Origin of the sequence: Lactobacillus sp. ESL0791 (assembly GCF_029433255.1) — a bacterium.
Classification (GTDB): domain Bacteria; phylum Bacillota; class Bacilli; order Lactobacillales; family Lactobacillaceae; genus Lactobacillus.
On the sequence record NZ_JAQTHU010000001.1, the window covers coordinates 1,857,550 to 1,879,245 of the forward strand.

The window sequence follows — 21,696 nt, forward strand, 5'->3', positions numbered from 1 at the left end:
GTCCTCCTAGTCCGGTGTCACTTCAATTAACGGCTGATCAAATTCAACTACTTCCTCATTGGAAACAAGCATTTTACTGATCGTGCCGCTAACTTCACTCTTGATTTCAGTCATCATTTTCATGGCCTCAATCACGCAGACAACATCCCCCGGCTTAACATGGTCACCGACCTTTTTGTATTGTGGTTTCTCTGGGCTTGCCTGGAGATAAACAATGCCAACCAAGGGCGCCTTGATTTGGGTAACATTTGCTGCTGCTTGAGGTGCTTCCTTTTTAACAATTGCCTGCGGTTGGATCGTCTTGTCAGCAGCCACCGGGGCCGCTTCTTTATCCATGCTCAAGTGGCCGCCATCAAAATCTAAATTTAACTTGGTAATGTTACTTTGATTAACTTGTTTAATTAATTCTTGAATTTCTTCAAAAGTCATCTAATCATTCCACCTTTTCATTGCAATCACCGCATTATGGCCGCCGAAGCCAAATGAATTACTGATTGCATAATCAACTTGCCTGGCAGCATTTTCTGTCGTCACCAAGTTTACCTTGCAAGCGGGATCTTGCTCGGTCACGCCTACATTAACCGGTAATTTGCCGGATTTAAAAGAGAGCAGGCAGGCGATTGCTTCAACCGCGCCGGCAGCACCAAGCAGGTGGCCCGTCATACTCTTGGTACTGGAAACCAAAACCGGACTATTTTTACCGAAAACCTGATTAATTGCTTTTGCTTCAGCAGCATCGTTACTCTTGGTGCTGGTGCCGTGAGCGTTAATATAGCCAACCGCTTCAGGCTCAATCCCGGCTTCATCTAATGCTAGACGCATTGCCCGGGCTGCCTGTGTTCCCGCCGGATCCGGTGAGGTCATGTGGTAGGCGTCAGAGGTGGTACCATAGCCAACAATTTCACCCAAGATGTGCGCTCCGCGCTTTTGTGCATGCTCCAATGATTCGAGAACCAGAGACCCAGCACCCTCGCCCATGACAAAACCAGAGCGGTTACTGTCAAACGGAATGCTGGCCTTCGCCGGATCAGTTGCTTTGGACAAAGTTGACAGAGCCGCAAAGCCGGAAATGCCGCTTTCATTGATTGCAGCTTCAGAACCGCCAGCAATCATCACGTCGGCATAGCCATCTTTAATTTGCCGAAAAGCTTCACCAATAGAATTTGTGCTCGAAGCACAGGCAGTCACAATCGTTGTGCTAATCGCTTGGGCATGAAAACGAATTGAGATGTTCCCCGCCGCCATATTAGCAATTGAAGTTGGGATAAACATCGGCGACACCCTGTCGAGCCCCTTTTCGTGCCATTTAATTACCTGCTGCTGGATTGTGGTTAAGCCCCCAATACCCGACCCCCAAATAACACCGAAGCGTTCGCTGGCGGTGTTTTCATCATTAATTCCCGCCTGATTGACTGCCTGCTGGGTAGCGTACATTGCATACTGGGTAAAGACATCCATCCTGCGGGGATCTTTTTTAGTTAAGTATTTTAAAGGAGAAAAATCCTTCAATTGGCCGGCAAGGGTAACGCCCGTTGCTGCCGCATCAAAATATGAAATCGGCGCAAAACCAACTTTTTGTGAATTTAAACCTGCGGCAAACTCAGCCACGTCGTTGCCAATCGGTGTCAATGCACCCATCCCTGTGACTACTACTCTTGTCATTAAACTCTCTTCCTTACTGCATGGTCAGGCCGCCATCAACCGTGATGGTTTGGCCAGTTATATAATCATTTTCTGCCAAAAAGACAGCGGTCTGTGCTACTTCTTGAATATTGCCAAAACGCTTGAGCGGAATTGCTGCAGCAATTTCCTCTTGGCGCTTTTCACTCAAATGCCTAGTCATCTGGGTATCAATCATCCCCGGAGCAATTGCGTTACAGCGCAGATTGCGCAGGGCTGCCTCTTTAGCAACCGACTTAGTTAACCCGATTATTCCGGCCTTGCTTGCGGCATAGTTGGCCTGACCAATATTGCCGGTTAGGCCAACAACGCTGGCCATGTTAATGAAACAGCCGGAGCGCTGCTTGTAGAGCGGGCGCAAGGACTGTCGGATAACATTAAACGTGCCAACCAAATTGGTATTAAGAACGGCCGTAAAATCTTCCTCGGACATCCGGTTCAACAGGCCATCCTTAACAATTCCGGCATTGTTGACAACCACATCCAAATGACCGAATTCAGTAAAAATCTGTTCAATCATCTTCTTGACCGAATCTACTTGCGTAACATCAGCACTGAAATCAACGACTTTGGTTCCATAGCTTTTAACCTGGGCAATAATTTCATCAGGAATCTCTTTCCGGGCATTAAGGACAATGTTTGCTCCCTTTTTGGCAAAGGCCTTAGCGATTTCCAGACCAATTCCCCGCGAACTGCCGGTAACTAGCACCACTTTATCTGTTAAGTCCATTATTTATCAGCCTCCAAAGCAGAAATCGTCTTTTCTAGCTCACTCCCACTATCCGTGCGGTAAGTCGCAATGCCGGGCACAATTTTCCGGGCAAAGGAAATCAGTGTCCGTCCCGGACCAATCTCAATTACCGCCGTTAAACCGGCACTATGTTGACCTAAAGTTTTTGCAAAATAAGTAGTGGAAACCAATTGTTTGGTCAAATTCGCGGTCAGCATCGTTGGCGTAAATTTTTCCTGAGTCGTTGTGCTAAACACCGGAAAACTGCCCTGCTGCCACTCGACCTTGTGCAGCTCTTTTTCTAAATCTTTTTGAATTGGTGCCATCACAGGTGTGTGAAAGGCCCCGCTGACTTGCAGCGGCACAATTCGTGCGCCCTGAGCGGTCAAGTCATCAGCAACTGCCGCTACTGCTTCTTGCTCACCGCCAACCACTACCTGGTCCGGCGTATTGACATTGGCAACCTGCACAATGCCCAATTTACTTGCTTTTTGACATGCTGCTTCAACCGCTGCAAGATCGACTTTCATGACTGCAGCCATGCTGCTTTTAGTTTGATCACTAGCCTGCTGCATCAATTCACCCCGACGTTTAATTAGCTGCAGGGCTGTTGCTAAGCCGACATAACCGCTGCAGGCCAGGGCACTGTACTCACCTAGGCTCAAGCCGATGCCAAATTTTTTCTGCGGCAGGTAATTATGCAAAAGACTGTACAAGCCGTAACTCATGGTCATAATTGCCGGCTGCGAATATTTAGTTGAAGCTAATTTATCAGCCTGATTTTTATCAAACAGCAGCGATGCAATGTCCATCCCCAAAATACTCGATGATTCATCAATGATCTGCCGGTAATGTGGATTATTTTCGTAAAGGTCCTCAGTCAAGACGGTTTTTTGTGCGCCTTGACCGCTAAAAAGTAAACCAATCATTTTTAATGTTCACCATTCAATAATTTATCAGCCTGCGTGTAGACTTCCAGCAAAATTTCCGCAGCTGGCTGCTGCTTTTTTACCATTCCCGAAATTTCACCTGCCATAAACGATCCAGTTTCGGTATCACCATCGATCACAGCACGTTGCAAACTACCGTTGCCCAGTTCCTCAACTTGGGTATAATCAGGATGCTCTTTAGCAGCCTCAGCTTTTTCAAGCTTGACAAACTTCTGCGCCATCTTATTTTTCAAAACCCGGGACGGATGACCGGCAAAATCGCCGGTTACCATCGTACTGACATCTTTGGCCTTCAAAACTGCCTTTTTATAATTAGGATGAACCTTGCATTCCGCAGCCACTAGAAAGCGCGTGCCCATCTGCACGCCTTGTGCTCCCAACATAAAAGCTGCAGCCATCCCGCGGCCGTCGCCGATACCACCGGCAGCAATCACCGGAATGCTAACGGCATCAACGACCTGTGGTACTAAAGCCATAGTTGTCAATTTACCGATATGCCCGCCGGATTCCATTCCTTCGGCAACAACGGCATCAACGCCGACACGTTCCATCATTCGCGCTAAGGCAACGGAACCGACAACGGGAATCACTTTGATATTAGCTTTTTTGAATTCATCAACATACTTTCCCGGATTGCCGGCACCGGTTGTAACTACAGCAACCTTGTCTTTATTTGCCAAAACTGTCTGAACAACTTCTTCGGCATACGGTGAAAGAAGCATCACGTTGACCCCAAACGGTCTGTCGGTCAAAGATTTAGCAATTTGAATCTCCTTGTCGACAACTTCCGCCGGCGCATTACCGGCACCGATAATCCCGAGGCCGCCTGCATTAGAAACAGCAGCCGCCAATTTGCCATCGGCTACCCAGGCCATCCCGCCTTGAAAAATCGGATACTTAAGACCGAGACTCTTCATAAATGGGCTTAATTCCATCAACTTAACCTTCTTTCGCAGCCAGTTGTTTTTTAACGAAATCAACTAAATCCTGCACAGTTTGAATGCCGTCTTCACTTTCAATCTTGATGTCAAATTCATCTTCGAGCTCATTGATCACCTCAAACACATCCAAGCTGTCGGCATTCAAATCATCTTTGATATTAGAAGTTAAGGTTACCAACCCCTCGTCCTCACCTGTTTGACCAACAATAATTTCTCTAACCTTGTTAAAAATTTCTTCATCTGTCATCGTTATAAACTCCTTTTTCATTTAATAAACAATTGCTAGGCTGCCGGCAGTCAAGCCGCCGCCAAAACCGCTTAAAAGTAATTTCTCTCCCGACTTAATTTGCCCGGAGCTGACTGCCTCATCTAATAAAATCGGAATACTGGCAGCCGAAGTATTACCGAATTTTGCAACATTATTTAAAAACTTGCTTTCATCTTGACCCAGGTGCTGGGCAATCGCAGAAATAATCCGCCCATTTGCCTGGTGCAAAATAAACCACGAAACATCATCTAGGGACCAATCAGCCTTAGCAAGGACCCGTGTGAGCGAATTGGGCACCTCATGTGTTGCAAAGCGGTAAACAGCACGGCCATCCATTTCAAAAAAATGCCGGTGTTTGTCCACTTGATCTTGTGCAAAGGCCGATTCCAGCGGCTGGTAGCCCGCGGTTAATGTCCCGCCATCCTGACCAAAAGTAGCCAGGTCCTCGGCAACGATACTCGACTTATCCTTGGCTTCAACTAAAACACCGCCGGCACCATCGCCAAACAAAACTGCCGTCGACCGTTCCTGCCAATCAACCAGTTTCGATAAAACTTCGGCGCCGATAACCAGACCCAAGCGGTACTTACCTGCTAGCAGCTTATCGGCAAGCGCCAAAGCATAAATAAAACCGGAACAGGCAGCATTAACATCAAATGCCCATGCCTTTTTTGCACCAATTTTGCCCTGAACAATTGCCGCTGTTGCCGGTGTCAAATAATCCGGCGACATGGTGGCAACAATGATAAAATCAATATCTTCAGCCTCATGGCCCGATTTTGCAAGCAGTTTCTCAGCAACCTTAGCCGCCAAATCAGACGTCTGTTCATCCCGAACAACATGCCGCTGCTTAATTCCCGTTCTTGAGGAAATCCACTCATCGGAAGTGTCCATCATCGCCGCCAAATCATCATTAGTCACTACTTTACTTGGAACATAATGGGCAGTTTGCATTATTTTTAATCCCATAGGCTATTGCTCCTTTTTATTATCAATATGTGGCGGAAATTCGAGAAAAGCGCGCAGATTAAGCAGCGCCCGCTCAATAATCGCAATCTGCTCATCGTCAAAACCCGCAATAAATTTTTTCACCATGTGCCGGTGAAAAGAATCATGGGCCCGATAAACTAAACGCCCGCGGTTGGTTAAGCCCAAGCGAACGATTCGGCGGTCATCATTGCCCTGAATCCGCACAACATATCCCTTACGAACCAACTTATTAACCATGCTGGTAACTGAACCGGCCGTGACCATCAGCTCTTTAGCCAGCTGCGAGCTGGTTTTGTGATCATACATTGTAATTGAATCAATTGCGTGTACTTCTTTAATCGAAATATCACTAAAGGCACTTTTTTTCAGTTCGCGCTCTTCAACGCGCATGATATCCGTATAGACGGTCGTCAGCAGCTTATTAATTCGTTTTAAGTTTGTTTCCATAACTTCACTCCTACTAAGGCAAAATACTATTAACAACAAGTTAATCATATTTTGGCGCTACTTTTTAGTTGAAGATTAGCTAAAAATCAAGTTTGCCAGTCATGTAACATCTCCCTGAATTTATTTCAAACATCAAAGTATTTGATGAAAATATAATAGGTTATCTGTGAAAGAATGTCAAATTTATTCGTGTATTTGGTTGTTTTTGCTATAATCTTTATGAAAATACAAAACGTAAACTGTATAAAGATATTTTAATAATCAAAGCTTTTTGAGGGACACATGAATAACCTAACTAAAAAAATTTCGCCAAAACAAAATAAATTACAACATCTGCTGCAAGATTTACCGCTTACCGTCAGCTGGTGGCAGGAGATAGGCTCAACCAGCACTGCAGCAAAAAAATTTTTGCAGACACATTTATACGAGCAGCCGCTTTTATTCGGCAGTGACAGGCAGACAAATGGTTATGGTAAAAAAGACCGCAAGTTTATTTCCGAAACGGGGGGAATTTATCTCTCATTGTTAATTAAAATTCCCGAATTGACATCGCAGAACCAGGGGTTACTGACCACCGGCATTGCCTGGGAGCTGCATGAAACGATCAAGGAAGAGCTGCACACTGAAACGGAAATTAAGTGGGTCAACGATTTGCTGCTTAACGGCAAAAAAGTGGCCGGCATTTTGGTGGAAAAACCGCAACCCCAAATTGCAATCATTGGTATCGGCTGTAATTTATACCAGCAACAGCTTGAAGAGGCTTTGCCGACCGGAACAAATTTATTAACGCAACCATTGACCGACGAGCAAACTTGCCACTTTATTGCCGCTTTAATTCACAGACTGTTTCCCTTAACCACAACTTTTGCCACAGGAACTTTTCTACCTGAATATAAAAAACACCTGTGCTTATTAAACCAAGAAGTAACCATGCAAATTGGTAAAACAACAATCGTTGGTCAAGCCGTCGACCTCACGCCCCAGGCCAATTTAGTAATTAAAACTAACAAAGGATTAAAAACAATCGGAGCCGGCGAGGTAACCAAAATCAGACCAAGCAAAAAGGCTTCAAAAAACTGAAGCCTTTTTGGGGCGTGTGCCTAATCCAGCTGATTAGTCAGCACAATTCGTTCGTATAATTTGACGGTTACAAAATAATACAAGAAATACAGAACAATGAAAATCAGAAACGGCAGCCAGAAGCCGCGGTAGGGATGCGGCAAAAGCGTTTGAAACAGCCGCAGGCCGAACAGCACATCAATTACCCCCAAAAATCCCGGCAGAAGAAAGAGTATGCCAATCTCGTGAGCAATTGATTTTTGCAGTACCTTTTTTCTTGCGCCAATTTTATACAGCATCTTGTAACGGAGCTTGTCGCTAACAGCGCCGCTCAAGACCTTAAACATCAGCGTTGAAGCCAACATTGTCAGAAAGGCTAGGCCGAGGAAGAAGCCCATGAATTCAAAGCCACTGACATACACAATCATCATTTGATAAGTATAAGCTTTGGTATTTTGGAGTGTTTCCTTTAAAGCAGGATTTTCTTTAATCTGTAAATTTTCAAGTTGGATCACTTTTTTATAATCCTGATTAAGGTTATTTATCGTCAGTAAAGTAATAAACTTATTCTGTCCGGGCAAAGTCTGCAATTTGGTATTTGAAACCAAATGAATCACTTTCGGCATCCCGTTAGGAACCATGCCGCCTAGGTAATTATTGGCATCGGTACGCGGCACATCTAATTTATTGGTTGGAACAGTCACGGTCTTGTATTTAACAAAGTCATTGACTACCTCACCATCAACTTTTTTAAGCGGCTGCTTGGTAAAGTCTGCCCGGTCGAAGTAAAGGGCCTTGCCTGTTTCTTTATAATGATAAGTTGCTTTACTTTTAATTGACAGCTTATCCACAGCCTTTTGCACAGTCGGTGAAGCACTCACAACCGTGGCATCATAGTAGCTGCTCTCTGCCGCTAAATCCTTGATTGAGTTAAAATTCAGTCCCACCGTGATTGCCCCTAAGGCTAGGGCAAACAGTAAAGAAATCACCGTTAAAATTTTAGTGTAATCATGCAAGCGAAATTTTAATTGGCCCAAGGTAAAAAGCCGAATGCCGTGGTAAGAAAATGACTTGCGCTTCTGCAAGAAACTGATAATTGCTGTGAAAAACGAATTGAAGACAAAATAAGAACCCAAAACAATTGTTATCAGCGCAATCGGCACAACCCGAAAAACGGCATTGGGATTTTTGTCGCCCATAATATAATAACCAATCGCCAATAAAACAAGTCCTAAAACGGCCTCAATAGTATGCCACAGAGGCCGTTTAACCACTGTGACCGGTTTCTGACTTTCGTGCAGCAGTTCTATCACTTTAGAGTGCGTTAATTTATGCATATTCCGCAGCGCTGCTAGGAAAAAGATGGCGATAAAGAAAACTAATGTCCACAGGATGGCGCTCGGCAGAATTACCTGAAAGTGGCTAATTTGCAGACCAAGATTAGCAATTAGAATCTTGGACATCAGTGCTGTTAAGCCGAAGCCAAGAATAATTCCTAAGACAGTAGCTAAGATCCCAGTGATCAAAGTCTCGCAGAAAATCAGCAGTCCGATCCGACTGCTTTTCGCTCCCAGCATCATATACATGCCGTAATCGTGCTGCCGCATGTTAAGCAAAAAGGAATTAGCATAAACCAAATAAACTAACGTAATAATTGCTAATAAGACAATGCCAAACTCGAAAACAAAGCTAACATTTGAGTATGATGCAGTAATATTCCCTTTAAGAAAAGCGGGATTGATTGCCAGGGTCAAGAACATGTAAAAGATCATGCTGGCAACGACCAAGCCCGAAAATAAGACCACATAGTCTTTAAGTCGGCTCTTAATGCCGGTAAAAGATAATTTCCAAATCATCGCTTGCTCCTATTCTTCAGTTCCCAGACGTTCAATCAATTCATGGTAAAATTCAGGGCGCGTTTTCCCGTCCTTCATAACTTGTTCCCCGATCTTGCCATCCTTAATAAACATGATCCGGTTGGCAAAACTGGCTGAAAACGGATCGTGCGTAACCATCAAGGTGGTAACACCGTCATTTTGGTTCAAATCTTCCATCGTATCCAAGAGCTCACGAGCGCTCTTGGAATCAAGTGCACCGGTCGGCTCATCGGCAAGCAAAATTGCCGGCTGGTGAACCAGGGCCCGGGCAGCGGCCACCCGCTGCTTTTGACCACCGGAAAGCTGTGCTGGATACTTGTCTAAAATCTCGCTAATTTCCAGCCGCTTAGCAATTTTATCAATTAACGGCTTGATTTTTCTGGCAGATTGGCCTTGCAGCGTCAGCGGCAGGGCAATATTTTCCCGATTGGTTAAATTTTCCAGCAAATTAAAATCTTGAAAAATAAACCCAATTTGCTTGCTGCGAAAATCCGCCATTTGTTTTGTATTCAGCGTGCTAATATCTTCATGATTGATAAAAACATGACCGGTGGTCGGCGTATCCAGCGTTGATAAAATATTTAACAGCGTCGTTTTCCCTGAACCGGATGCGCCCATAATTGCCACAAATTCTCCGGCAGCAACGGAAAAATTAATGCCTTTAAGAGCTTGATACTGTTTTTCATTTCTTTTGCCATAAGTTTTGGTAACTTGATCTACCTTCAAAATGTCAGTCATAAATTCTCCTTTTTTGTTTTTACTAATGTATTATCTAAGTAATACAGTAGTATGATTACAATATTTTGTCAATCAATTGTAAAGAAAAAAGATAAATCTCTTAATTTCTTAAGAAAAGATTTATCTTCATTAATTCGTCAATTTTAGTAACGATTAAGCATTAATCGTCATTGTCAGCGGCAATTGTCTTACTGCTAATAATCTTGCCGTTGCCAATCGACTTGATTTTCTGATTATTCCCGATCTTTTGGAATACGGCACCATGATAGAGCATTACCTGCTTCTTCTCACTGCCATCACTGTAATCAAATTCATATTTAATCTTGTAAACTACACTGCTGGAATCAGCGGAAGCTGGCCCAACCGAAACGATATCACAATCCATGTCATAGCTATTCATCTTATCATCATTATCCCAGGCCTTGTCCATCTTATGTAATTCTTGGTAGCTGGCATTACCAGCGCCACCAACAAAGCTATCACTGTCCGGATCACGGAAGTTAGATTCCAGCATGTCTTCAGCATCATCTTTAGCAACCAGACCCGACCATTGCGGACTAATCACAAACTTATTGCCATCATTACTGATCACATCAGTATCATCATCGCTGTCATAATCATTGCTATTATTTTCAAAAGCCGCCGAGATCCCTGTAACCGGCTCTGATTTAACGATTTTCTTGCCAAAACTTGTTGTAACATACAATTCCATATTGGCCGTTATCGGATAATCTTTGAAGGTCTTCCTGCCATCTTTATCAAGCGTTCCCACACTCTTATCGTTAATGTAAATTGTTCCCTTAGGAATACTGTTAACAGAAAAAGTAGCAGTTTCAATATCCAGATTGACTGTCTTGTTTGACCAAACATTAACCGTTGCATCAGCATTCAAACTTCTGCCTGCAACCGGAGACTTTACCTCAATATGGTATTTGCCAGGAAACAGCGGCTTCAATTTGCAGTAATAATCTGTGTTATCTCCTGACAATTTACCAATGCTTTTACCATTGACCAAGACCGTTGAATTTTCGTGATTAGTCTTAACCTGCGGCGTATAAGTATTCAGTTGAATTGTGTATTTAGGGAAAAAGAGCCAGTACCTGCCCGATTCAACCAGGCTGATTTGCGGCGAACTGCTGCCATTCTTTAAATCACTGCCCAAGGTATTGGCGGCCGTTTGATGCTCTTGGTAATATTTTTGCAGCGGCTTCAAACTGCTATCGGTTACTTTCATGCTGCGGTCATCCGTTGTCACATACGCTGCTAGCCCCATTTGCGGGTTCTTCAAGTTAACCATAATCTGGTTAATCTGGTTTTCACGGCTATAGTGATTATTACCCCAAGTATAAAAGCCGATAAACAACACGGCTAATACCGCAACCACCGCAATAATGACCTTAGTTTTCTTTTTCATTGGTCGTTTGGGGGCCTTGACAGTCTTAGACGCGGTCGTTGTTTGCCGTCGTTTTGGCTCATCCGCAGCTGTTTGACTAACCTGAACTTTGCTTAAGTCAGCACCACAATGGGGACAAAACTTGGCAGTTATTTTTACTTCATTGCCGCATTGCGGGCAGAATTTTTTACTGGCCATCTTACATCATCCTCCACACATCATTGAAGAAACTGGTGATCGGAGCCAACACAGTGTTATAGGCGATGTTGCCCCAAACGATGCTGACCACTAAAACTAGACCGATAAAAATTAATAAGCCGTACATTTTATCGCGGGCGGGTTTGGGATCACCCAAAATAACCACATAAAGTGCCCCGATAAAGATAATAAAAATCAATAGCAATAGTAAAAAAGCAAGCGAGCTGCTGCTGGCACCCATTAACAACATCAGAAAAGCCAACACCGTAAAAATTGCATTCAGGTTTGCCGACTGAACAACATGATTAGTAAATGACCAAAAGCTGCGAATTTTATTATAAATAAACATGTAGGCTAAATAGCCCGCACCAAGTAACGCAGCTTCAAGAAGCACAAGCAAAAAGAATAATTCGATCGTTGCGCTAAAGGAAAGTCCTGATAAACTCGGCATTTCTTCTGTGAAGCGTCCAAAATACTGGTGAACGCTGTTACTCATGCAGACATAGAGGCCGATAACCAGCAAAAAACTTTCTGCAACCAGCGTTACCCAGCCATACCAGTTTTCACCATCCTGCTCAGCAAACGGATGCTTCCAGGATTCGACAAACCACTGCCAGTAACTGCTCCATGCTGAAGGTGTGCTACTACTTACCTGCTGAATATTTTCACGGCTGACTGTTTCTTGCGCTTTGAAAGAAGCATTATCGGTGCTAGTTTCTTTTTCAACTACAACATTGCGAATATCGGTACCGCAATTAGTACAAAAATTAACGCTGGACTCCATTAACGAGCCACATTTGGGACATTTTTTCATAAATTACTCCTATCTAATATATTCCCGTTCTTCTTACTTACCCATTTTAATATAATTATTAAAATGAAAAAACCACTAATTATGCAATCATAGAAAAAAGTATCGCTTACACAAGCTTAATAGCGCTTTTCTAGACAAAAATAACGCTAGGCGATTAACCCAACGTTGTTTTTAATTTCAAATTTTTTCATTAAAAATGTATTCTGTGCATTATCTTCTGCAGCGGTGTAGCAATAATCGGCGTTACGATTGCGGTAAAAATTGCCTCAACTAAGCCATTAAAGCCTAACGCTGTGAGCAAAATCCAAATTAACGGTGTATTTGAACTAAAATGACCCATGTGACTAGCAAAAAATGCCGTCTGATTCATAAAAAGCAAAGACGTTAATAAAATAACAAAGGCAGTATTGGTCAGTGAGGTAATTACTCCCGCCAAAACATAGCCTATTTCCTGCATTTTTTCGGACTTATCTTTGAAAAATTGGGCAACTAAACCGGGAAACAGACCTGCTAATACGCTGGGTACAACCGCAATAAAAACATTCTGAAAGAGCAGCAGACTGACAACATCTCCCGGTTGCGTATATGCTTGAAACAATCTGACCAAGCCCCAAAAAAGGCCAAAAACAGCGCCTGATTTTGGTCCCAGCAAAATTGCGTAAATAGCTACCGTCAGCGGAACGGTTGTAATCGCAGGCAGTGCCGGAAAAATTCGAATATAGCCAATATTGGGAATAAAGGTCTGCAATAAAAAGATAGCAACAAAAAGTGCCGTGATCGCTAACTTTCTTGTCTGTTTTTGATGCATAGTAATCTCCTTAAAAAATACAATCACCAAAAATTATATTACTAATAACCAGTATCGGCAAATTCCGTTTTTCGCCACTTGCTGTCAAACTTGATTAAGAATTAATTTGTATTGATCATAACGGCTGCGTGTCTGTGAAAATTCAAAGGGCACATTATCAGCCAAAAAGGCAATCTGTTTAATCTGATCCAGTAAGATAGCTAACGCTTTGTTAGACTTAAGCAAGCTAGTTTAGCCAAGCATTTTTTGCTACTCAGGCATTAATGTAATCTAACAGTTGAAACATCACCTGTTTATTGGTTTCCGGTACCTTTTGCGCTAAAATTTGCGCGGCGTTCTGACCCAGAATTGAGCCTTCAATATACGGAAAATCATTAACAACCATCTCACGCACATTATTTGGCTTAGGCTCAAAATGGAATTGCAAGCCAATTACGCGATGCTTTAAGACAAAGCCTTGATTTTTTAAGCCAGTACTTGAAAAAAGCAGTTCTGCTCCCGCAGGAATATCAAACATTTCTTCATGCCAATGGAGTGCCAGTAATTTTTTCGGTAAAGCAGGAATGGTGCCGGTCTGCAAGTAAACTGGGGCCCAACCCACTTCTTTAACCGGAGACTTTGTAATTGCTGCTCCCAGCACTTTAGCGATTTGCTGCGCACCAAAACAGGCCCCAAACATGGGTTTATCTTCTGCAAGCAGCTGTTTGATCAGCTCTCGCTCCTGCTTAATCCATGGCAGATCATCATTGGGACTCATTGGCCCGCCCAAAATAACCAACATGTCGGTTTGGGCAGCTGTTGGCAGGTAGCCAAACCGGTAGGGATGATATGTATACACTTCATGGCCGCAGCTGTCCGCCCAATCAATAATTGACCCCGGCCCCTCATTAGGCGTGTGTTGTAAAATGTTTATCCGCATTGCTGTTCTCCTTTCAATTAGTTAGATTATAGCAAAAGAAAGGATGATTTTTTTGATCTAACAATCATATTTATGTTTAGTAAACTAATCCAGCAGATTCATTTGAAGAATTACTATGCTTTTTAACTAAAAATTGAATACTGGCTATTTAACACAAATTAAAAACTAGGCTGAAAAAAGCCTAGTTCCTTAATTTGACTACAGTAAATCTACCAATTTCACTATGAATTCACTATAGTTTTTACAATTTATTAATTTAGTTACGTTATTAATATCCGTGACAACATTTGATAATTCATCAAATACTTCACGAAATAGTTGCTTATTATTTGGATCAATTGCCAAAGCAATAATTAAAAAGACTTCATTGCCCCCACTCCACTTAATGCCATGCGAATTAATTATTATAAATCCGCTGCTTTTCTTCGCACTCATGTTTAAGGAATGCGGAATTGCAACCCTGCCAAATGCAGTTGATGACATTGACTCACGCTGAAATAGCAAATTAATAAAGCTCTCATCAACAACTCCTTGCTGAACAAAATTATTAGTTACTAATTCAAAAACTTGATCAATTGTTTTAAGATCATCGCTTACAACAAAATTTTTGCTGTCAAAAAAGCGAAGTAATTTTTCTTGAAAATGATCTTTCTTTATTTGATGCTGTTTGGTTGTAATCGCAACGTTTAAAGCCTGAATGTCATTTGCCAACAAAAATTGTGAAATTGACACCGTACTAATTTTCGAATCAACATAATCTGAATCAACTGAGATAAGTAAATCAATTTTATTCCCTAACTTCTTGATTTGATTAGGATCATAAATAATATCCTTGATATTAATATACGATGCTTCTAACCCTTGCAACTTATTGGATAAAACAGCTGCATTGTTATAATACTTGGGTATCATAATTGCTACTGCTAATTTTTGACGATCAGAAATTTGCTCAGCAATCGCATTTCCAACATGCATGGCAATATAAGCTATTTCGTTATCGTCAATCCTAATTTTAGCTTTCGTAGTAATTCTATGCGCAATAATTACTGCACATTCATAAATTGTCGGCGAATAGAACTTAATATTTTTAGCAATAGGATTATAATTGCTTTTTTGCTGCCTAGATCTAGTAATCAGCCTATCCAAATGCATCGAAAAGAATTTCTTAAAAGAAGCAATATCAAGGTTAATTTCATAATTTTTCCAGACATAATCAATTAAATCCATTACTAAGGCTCTTGTTTCTGATGAAATATTTTCTGCAAAATCAGCTTTATTATTTAAAGCGCCTTGAATAATTAGTGCCAATTCGTACCGATCTAATACCGAAAATTGAATATTGAATTCATCAGCTACCCTGTCAACTATCTGCAACCCCAATTTATTGTTCTTAAAATCAAAATCAACACTGCCATTATTAATTTCATGTCCTTGGTTTATCCGGTCAATCGCAATAACAAAGTGAAGTAATATATTGTTCACGTCAAAAGTATTTAAATATATATTCTCTTTTGAGCTTTCTTCTAAAATTATTTTTTTTAATTTATCAACGTCTATCTGCGGAAAATTTTTTTGGATGATATCTTGGTTATTAAACGAGCCTGCACTTTCACTATAAATTAATGAGCTTAACAAATGACGTTTTTGACTTTCATTGCCTACTAGTGACCAAAAATCACCATTTCGCTGTAGTTCAAGCCCAAAAGGCTTAATTTTAGATTGAACTTTTTTAAAGTCCTGTAAAATCGCTGATTCACTTACAAAAAGCTTTTCAGACAGATCATATAAATTAACTGCGGAAGAATTTTTGACAAAAAAGTTAATAATAAAATTTACCCTTTCCTTACTTGTTCTTGGAACACAATTTTTTTCGTGATCATGTAACATATCAGTGTTATGCAAGCTATATCCTTTTGTCCCAGATACAATTTCACATCCTTCTTGCTTAAGCTGTTGGACATAAGTTTTTACGGTTCGGTTAGATACTCCTAACATTACAGCTAGTTCTTGCGATGTGTGCCACCCTGGATATTTTCGTAAATATTCAAGAAGGGCATCTTTCTTAACCATATCATGCTCATTTCTTTTATTTAAATTTTGGCACCATTAGACTCAATCACATTTTTATACCAATAATAACTATCTTTCAGATATCTATTTCCTGTTCCTTTGCCATTGTCGTCCTTATCTACATAAATAAAGCCGTACCTCTTAGACATTTGCTGCGATGAACAAGAGACAATATCAATCGGGCCCCAGGCACAGTATGCAATTACTTTAACCCCATCATTAATAGCGCGACCAATCTGCTCAATGTGTGCTCCTAAATAATCTGACCGATAGTTATCATGAACGGAATTATCTTCTTCCAATTTGTCATATGCACCAAAACCATTTTCAGCAATAATTATCGGTTTCTGATACCTGTCATAATACTGGGATAAGCTATTATAAAGACCTTGCGGATCTACTGCCCAGCCCCAATCACTTTGCTTTAAATTAGGATTTTGAATAGTATCTGCTGGCTGCATTTTATTTACTTTGGAATCAACCATTTTTGAGTAATAATATGATATTGCTAAAAAGTCCATTGGATTTTGTTCAATCAGCTTTAGTTCATCATCATTTATATCCAGATTTATACCGTTATCTTTAAAATAATTCAGCGCGAACTGCGGATACTTGCCTCTAAACTGCAAATCCGTTACAAAATATTGCATTCGATTTTGTTGCATTGCCAGAACTATATCATCTGGTTTACTACTTGCGGGATAAACCGTTCCATCCGCAACCATCGTTCCAATATGAAGATTAGGATTATTAAGTGAACGAGCATAGTTTTTTAACCATGCTGCAGCAACCACCTGGTTATGCATTGCCTGGTAAAGTGCCTGCTGTGTGTTTTGATATTGATCAGCAGCCACACCCACCGAAAGCCAAGGTTCGATTTGAACCATATTAATTTGATTGACAACAATCCAATATTTAACCCTGTCACCGAAATAATCCAGTAAAGTTTTACCGAATTTTTCAAACATTGGGATAACTTTTTTATTTGGCCAACCTCCGTATTTCAAAGTAATGTTAATAGGCGTTTCATAGTGATTCATTGTAATGATTGGTTCAATGCCTAATTCCACCATGCAATCAATCATATCAGAATAATGTTTCAAAGCAGTTTCATTTGGTGTTTCATCATCACCATTTGGAAATATCCTTGACCAATCTAATGAAGTTCTAAATGTTTTAAAGCCCGCATCAGCCAAAAGTTTTAAATCGCTTTTATAAGTATGATAAAAATCAATTCCGTACCGCTTAGGATAGTAATGCTTTTGGTCGTTGCAATTTTCCTTAACTTGTTTAATTGTCATTCCTTGTTCTTCAAGCTTTTGAATTTGCGCATTTGACAGCCCATTAAGATACGGTTGAACATCTGATGAATTTAAGCCTTTACCATCTTCATCAAACGCGCCGTCTGCTTGACTGGCCGCTTGGGCTCCGCCCCATAAAAAACCTTCTTGAAAATAAGGAAATTTATTATTTTTCATCTTTATCATCGTCTTGGCAGCTCCTTATTTATTTTTATCACGTTTTTCAAAAACTTTGATCAAATGATTTACGATATTGTATTCGCTATTAATCGTCATCAAAGTATCTTGAGCATGTGTAAACAAAACGGAATATTCAACAGGTTTGCCTTCAGCTTCTTCTTGAATTTTTGCAGTCTGCAGCCTATGAGCAACCACCAATTTTTTATTAGCCTCTTCCATGTCTTGATGAGCCTTCTCATAATTGTAGTCTGCCACTTCATCTAGTGCTGAAGATATCATCTCTCTTGCATCACCTGCATTTAAAATAATATCCATCGTTTGTTTTATTGCCTGGTCTGAAATACTTTTATCACTCATAACTTTTCCTATCTAAAACTAATCTGCTTTTTCTTGGTCCATTAAACTTTTATCGTATACTTTAAAGAATGGATAATAAATTAAACCACCTACTAAAAATAGTATTAAAGCCAACAAAAGTGCACTCACGGCTGGACTGACAATCCAAGAAACAAATGGAAACGGAATGTACCACATCTGCATCAATGCATGCGGAATTGGTGATAAACCAGCTTTGAACCAAAAGGCAGTAATCAACGGTAAAACAATGCCATTAATCCATAACGGAAGCATTAAATATGGATTCCAAACTATTGTCCCGAATACAACGGGTTCATTAATATTAAAAATTGAAGGTAAAATACATGCTTTCCCTAAAGCTTTTAGTCTTTTGGATTTTGCCAAAAACAGCATCAGCAAAACTAACGGCATTGTACAACCAACGCCACCAATCCACGGAAAGCTATAGATTATTTCACTTGTAAAAATATGCGTAGCTGCGTGACCAGCCGCTACTGCTTTAGCATTGGCAGCAATTCCTGCAAACATCACAGGTTGATCAACTGCTGCTAATACCCAGCCTGATATTCCCATTGAATATATGAAGCACGTGAAAAACAGAAATAATGTAAAGCCCCACCAGGTATCCAAGAATTTTGTTAATGGTGAAAAAATATTAATTATTAATTGATAAAAATCAAAATGAAGAATGTAAGTCAAAATCCAACCAGTTGCAATCACAAGCGCGATTGGCAACATAGAATCAAACCATGAGGTTACAAAATCTGGTAAAGATGTATCTTCACTAAAGAAGCTAAACTTACCAAAAAGTTCCATGATTAAAGCAGCATAAACACCCACAATTAAGGCAACAAACATACCACCTGCACCCAATTCAGAAAACTGATATGAAATTACAGAGCCTGTCTTATCCCACGAAGGATTTGCCAACATTAAAAACAACGCAATTGAAGACAAGCCGGCGATTATTCTCTGTTTATTAATCTTTTTAAATTCCATAAAATTAAATGGAACCAAAAAAGCAATAAAAATTGATACCAAACCAAAAGTAAAACTGCTTATTGGTGAAAGATCCGGCCACCACTTCCAAAAATTACTCGGAATTTCAAGTAAAGTAATCAATGAGCCAACAAAAATAAATGGTAAAACTTCCAGAATAGAATTTTTAATAGTTACAATCCATTGGTTATTAGCTACCTTTTGTGCCTTAGGCGCAAACTTTGTATTCAAAACATTTATAAAGCTATTCATTCTTAACCTCCAAGCAAATTAGCCTAATTCCGATTTCAAATGATCAATGGCACCTTGACCATCTAAAATAGAATAATAATCTGGCTTCATTAAAATAACTTTGACATTACTTGGAACTCGATCTTTAATAGCATCGAATTCTGCCTTTAAGTGCGGTCCTACCATCAATGCATCAATATCATTAGCATAGTCAGCAAGTTCTGCTTCACTTTTAGCCTTTATCTTATAATCCAAACCACTCTTTTTTGCGGCTTTACGCATATTCGCTGCCATAAAACCTGACGAAGCTCCAGAGCCACAAATCAACAAAATATTTTTTGACATTTTAAATTTCTCCTTAACAAAAAATAGGATTATTTTTTACAAGTTTATGATCTCAGAAATATCGCTTTCACTAAAATAATCATTTGCACCCAGAGGGGGAAATGATTTATTAAATACCTGTATTAGAATAATCTGATGTAAGCAAAAAGCCTGCTGTCATTTTTCAATGAAGTCAGGCTATACAAATAAAATGGTAATGGAAGCACTAATTTCTAATTAAGTTTTTTTCCTTGCATAACTATTGGCAATACCGAGTTTTTTACGATATTTAGTCACAACCCTTCTGCTCAAATTCACCCCAGTTTCGGCAAATTTCTGCACAAGCTCTTGGTCGCTCAAAGGAGCAGCAGCATCTTCTCGGACAATCATCTTCGTTAATTCAGCTTCAATCTTTTCCTGTGAAATGTTCTGCACCACCTGCCGTGAAAAAAGGATTTTCATACTAAAAATCTTATTTTGACACTGAATATACTTATCTTTAATGGCCCGGCTAATCGTACTCGGTGCCAGATTCAAGGCCTGGGAAGCCTCTTTAAGACCGATTGCCTTAATTTTTTCTTTTTGCAGTGAAAACAGAAAGTCATGCTGATATTCACCCAAGTATTTACCCAGGCGCAGCATTGTTTTTTGCCGCTGGGCAATTTCATCTTTTAATTCGGTATATTGGCGTTTTTGCTTTAAAAAGTATTCTTTTTGTTCATTGCTGCTTTGTCCCTTGAGGTCGGCAAATGTTTTTTCATCAAAAACCAATTCCGGGATTTGTGCCTGCGCTGTTTCAACGGATAAGCGCTGGTCTTCAATTCGGTAAATCAGATCGGGCAGCAAATACTGTGTCTGCTCACTGCTGAATTCGCTTGCTGGCGTCGGATTTAACGTTTGAATTGCACTCAGTGCTGCCTGCAATTCTGCGGTCGAATATCCGCTCTCTCCCCAAAGTTCAGGCTGTGCTAACAGTTCTAATTGATTATTTTTTAAAAGTGTCAGTGCAGTTTCGTCAAATTTATTTTTCTGCTTGGCTTGAATAAACAAGCACTCGTCCAGATTCTTTCCGCCAATTCCACACGGTTCAAGGCTTTGCAGCAATTTTTTTGCTTTTAGCAAGTCCGTAAGCAGCAATTCCGTTTGCGTTGCCAGGACTGGCAAATCCGCCCGCAAATAGCCGTCTTGATCCAAGTTATAAACCAAAAAAGTTACTGCCTTTTTCTGCTTGCCGGTCCACGAATTTAACCTAACTTGGGACAGCAGGTGATCAACCAGCGACTCACTTCCTTGGTCACCAATCCAATCTAAATTCTGCAGCTCATTTTTAGGCGTTTTGACAGAAACAAAGGGATTAGTTTCTGCCAGATCTTTGACCACATTGATTAAATCGTGCGTGCTATACGATAAAACATTTAAACTTTGTTTTAATTTTGGCGACAAAAAAAGCCGCGTGACTAATTGTTCCTTGGGTTTTAACGCCATTTTTTGCAATTGCACCATCGACTTTTCGCTCCCTATATTAGCATTTAACTCTGAACTTAAAATTTATATTGCAGGTTATTCTGACCACAGCAATTAAATTTCTATACGTACTCAATACTAACATTTTTCTTTTTAAATTTTTTAAGTAATTTTATATCTTTTGAATCTGTAACTAATTGGTCAACTTGTGTGGCTTTACAGCATATAAAACTGCTATATACCCCAAGTTTGTCACTCGTTGCTGGAGCTATTACTTCTTCAGCAGATTTCACCATTTTACTTTTAATTAAAGCTTCTTGCTGGCTATGCATAGTCACCCCAACTTCAGGATGAAAATTATGAATTCCCATAATATAAGTATCTATGCGAAATGTTGACAATGCATCCACAGTTTCTACGCCTAAGCTTATTGCTGCTCTCTTAGCAAAAATTCCTCCAAGAGTAATAATGTTTAAATATTTTTTTTTCAACAATTGAATAGTTATGTACGGGGAATTTGTAATTACTGTTGCTGAAAAATTATCTGGTATTTCTTGTGCTAAATAATAATTAGTGGTTCCCCCATCAATTAGTATTAAGCTATCCTCTTTTAAGAACTGTAGTGTTTTTTGGGCAATTTTCTTTTTGGCATCAACATTAACTGACAGTCTTTGCTCAAACGTAGTAATTGGCGGTCCTATTCGAATAGCTCCGTTATATATTCTTTTTAGCAATCCCTGTTGATCTAATTCACGTAAATCTCTTCTGATGGTATCTTCTGAGCATTTAAATTTTTTAATTAATTCTGAAGATGACACTTGTCTTTCTTTGTCTAACAGTTCTAGAATTGCCTTTTGTCTTTCTCGTTTAAGCATAGTTCTTCCTAAAATATAACTCTAACAGTAAATCAAATCATTCATACACTTTTTAATTTTATCATATTTTTAAATCATAGACT

22 protein-coding genes are annotated in these 21,696 nt (G+C 40.2%); 1 reads left to right on the plus strand and 21 read right to left on the minus strand.

What is annotated here, in order from left to right; translation table 11 throughout:
• Window positions 1–6: 6 nt before the first annotated feature.
• The 8 genes from PT285_RS08990 to PT285_RS09025 are packed head-to-tail and all read right to left on the minus strand — an operon-like array spanning window position 7 to window position 6,006.
• Entirely contained in the window at window positions 7–429 is a 423-nt protein-coding gene (locus PT285_RS08990; RefSeq protein WP_277149830.1) for a biotin/lipoyl-containing protein, read from the minus strand.
• The gene (gene fabF / locus PT285_RS08995; RefSeq protein ID WP_277149832.1) at window positions 430–1,662 is read right to left on the minus strand and encodes a beta-ketoacyl-ACP synthase II; all 1,233 of its coding nucleotides are present in this window, start codon (window positions 1,660–1,662) and stop codon (window positions 430–432) included.
• A gap of 13 nt (window positions 1,663–1,675) precedes the next feature.
• Window positions 1,676–2,410 carry a 3-oxoacyl-[acyl-carrier-protein] reductase gene (gene fabG / locus PT285_RS09000; RefSeq protein ID WP_277149834.1) on the minus strand — a complete coding sequence of 245 codons (735 nt, stop codon included), beginning with the start codon at window positions 2,408–2,410 and terminating at the stop codon, window positions 1,676–1,678.
• Window positions 2,410–3,339: an ACP S-malonyltransferase gene (locus PT285_RS09005; RefSeq protein WP_277149836.1), complete on the minus strand. Its 930-nt coding sequence runs from the start codon at window positions 3,337–3,339 to the stop codon at window positions 2,410–2,412. Before PT285_RS09005 ends, fabG begins: the two co-directional genes overlap by 1 nt.
• Window positions 3,340–3,341: 2 nt before the next feature.
• Entirely contained in the window at window positions 3,342–4,295 is a 954-nt protein-coding gene (gene fabK / locus PT285_RS09010; RefSeq protein WP_277149838.1) for an enoyl-[acyl-carrier-protein] reductase FabK, read from the minus strand.
• A gap of 4 nt (window positions 4,296–4,299) precedes the next feature.
• On the minus strand, window positions 4,300–4,548 hold the full coding sequence (locus PT285_RS09015; RefSeq protein WP_277149840.1) for an acyl carrier protein: 249 nt from the start codon (window positions 4,546–4,548) through the stop codon (window positions 4,300–4,302).
• Window positions 4,549–4,569: 21 nt separating this feature from the next.
• Entirely contained in the window at window positions 4,570–5,538 is a 969-nt protein-coding gene (locus PT285_RS09020; RefSeq protein ID WP_277149843.1) for a beta-ketoacyl-ACP synthase III, read from the minus strand.
• A gap of 3 nt (window positions 5,539–5,541) precedes the next feature.
• Window positions 5,542–6,006 carry a MarR family winged helix-turn-helix transcriptional regulator gene (locus tag PT285_RS09025; protein ID WP_277149845.1) on the minus strand — a complete coding sequence of 155 codons (465 nt, stop codon included), beginning with the start codon at window positions 6,004–6,006 and terminating at the stop codon, window positions 5,542–5,544.
• 282 nt (window positions 6,007–6,288) lie between these two features.
• Here PT285_RS09025 and PT285_RS09030 point away from each other — a divergent pair, with 282 nt between their 5' ends.
• Window positions 6,289–7,086 carry a biotin--[acetyl-CoA-carboxylase] ligase gene (locus tag PT285_RS09030; RefSeq protein WP_277149847.1) on the plus strand — a complete coding sequence of 266 codons (798 nt, stop codon included), beginning with the start codon at window positions 6,289–6,291 and terminating at the stop codon, window positions 7,084–7,086.
• 20 nt (window positions 7,087–7,106) lie between these two features.
• Here PT285_RS09030 and PT285_RS09035 read toward each other — a convergent pair whose 3' ends face one another.
• The 13 genes from PT285_RS09035 to PT285_RS09095 form a co-directional block, all read right to left on the minus strand.
• The gene (locus PT285_RS09035; RefSeq protein ID WP_277149849.1) at window positions 7,107–8,921 is read right to left on the minus strand and encodes an FtsX-like permease family protein; all 1,815 of its coding nucleotides are present in this window, start codon (window positions 8,919–8,921) and stop codon (window positions 7,107–7,109) included.
• A gap of 9 nt (window positions 8,922–8,930) precedes the next feature.
• Window positions 8,931–9,680, minus strand: a complete 750-nt coding sequence (locus tag PT285_RS09040) for an ABC transporter ATP-binding protein (protein ID WP_277149851.1) — start codon at window positions 9,678–9,680, stop codon at window positions 8,931–8,933.
• Window positions 9,681–9,840: 160 nt separating this feature from the next.
• The gene (locus PT285_RS09045) at window positions 9,841–11,271 is read right to left on the minus strand and encodes a zinc ribbon domain-containing protein (protein ID WP_277149853.1); all 1,431 of its coding nucleotides are present in this window, start codon (window positions 11,269–11,271) and stop codon (window positions 9,841–9,843) included.
• A gap of 1 nt (window position 11,272) precedes the next feature.
• Window positions 11,273–12,085, minus strand: coding sequence for a zinc ribbon domain-containing protein (locus tag PT285_RS09050; RefSeq protein WP_277149855.1), 813 nt, complete (start codon window positions 12,083–12,085; stop codon window positions 11,273–11,275).
• 190 nt (window positions 12,086–12,275) lie between these two features.
• Entirely contained in the window at window positions 12,276–12,893 is a 618-nt protein-coding gene (locus PT285_RS09055) for an ECF transporter S component (RefSeq protein ID WP_277149857.1), read from the minus strand.
• Window positions 12,894–13,146: 253 nt separating this feature from the next.
• Window positions 13,147–13,812 (minus strand): type 1 glutamine amidotransferase, encoded by a 666-nt coding sequence (locus PT285_RS09060; protein ID WP_277149859.1) that lies wholly within the window; start codon window positions 13,810–13,812, stop codon window positions 13,147–13,149.
• 198 nt (window positions 13,813–14,010) lie between these two features.
• A complete protein-coding gene (locus PT285_RS09065) occupies window positions 14,011–15,882 on the minus strand; it encodes a PTS sugar transporter subunit IIA (RefSeq protein WP_277149861.1) in 1,872 nt (623 codons plus the stop codon).
• Window positions 15,883–15,902: 20 nt separating this feature from the next.
• Window positions 15,903–17,360: a glycoside hydrolase family 1 protein gene (locus tag PT285_RS09070; protein WP_277150675.1), complete on the minus strand. Its 1,458-nt coding sequence runs from the start codon at window positions 17,358–17,360 to the stop codon at window positions 15,903–15,905.
• Between the two features lie 24 nt (window positions 17,361–17,384).
• On the minus strand, window positions 17,385–17,720 hold the full coding sequence (locus tag PT285_RS09075; protein WP_277149862.1) for a PTS lactose/cellobiose transporter subunit IIA: 336 nt from the start codon (window positions 17,718–17,720) through the stop codon (window positions 17,385–17,387).
• An 18-nt stretch (window positions 17,721–17,738) separates the two neighbouring features.
• Complete coding sequence (locus tag PT285_RS09080; RefSeq protein WP_277149864.1) at window positions 17,739–18,971, minus strand: PTS sugar transporter subunit IIC; 1,233 nt, start codon at window positions 18,969–18,971, stop codon at window positions 17,739–17,741.
• An 18-nt stretch (window positions 18,972–18,989) separates the two neighbouring features.
• A complete protein-coding gene (locus tag PT285_RS09085; RefSeq protein WP_277149866.1) occupies window positions 18,990–19,295 on the minus strand; it encodes a PTS sugar transporter subunit IIB in 306 nt (101 codons plus the stop codon).
• 216 nt (window positions 19,296–19,511) lie between these two features.
• Window positions 19,512–20,777 carry an RNA polymerase factor sigma-54 gene (gene rpoN, locus PT285_RS09090; protein ID WP_277149868.1) on the minus strand — a complete coding sequence of 422 codons (1,266 nt, stop codon included), beginning with the start codon at window positions 20,775–20,777 and terminating at the stop codon, window positions 19,512–19,514.
• A gap of 83 nt (window positions 20,778–20,860) precedes the next feature.
• A complete protein-coding gene (locus tag PT285_RS09095) occupies window positions 20,861–21,613 on the minus strand; it encodes a DeoR/GlpR family DNA-binding transcription regulator (RefSeq protein ID WP_277149870.1) in 753 nt (250 codons plus the stop codon).
• Window positions 21,614–21,696: the final 83 nt, after the last annotated feature.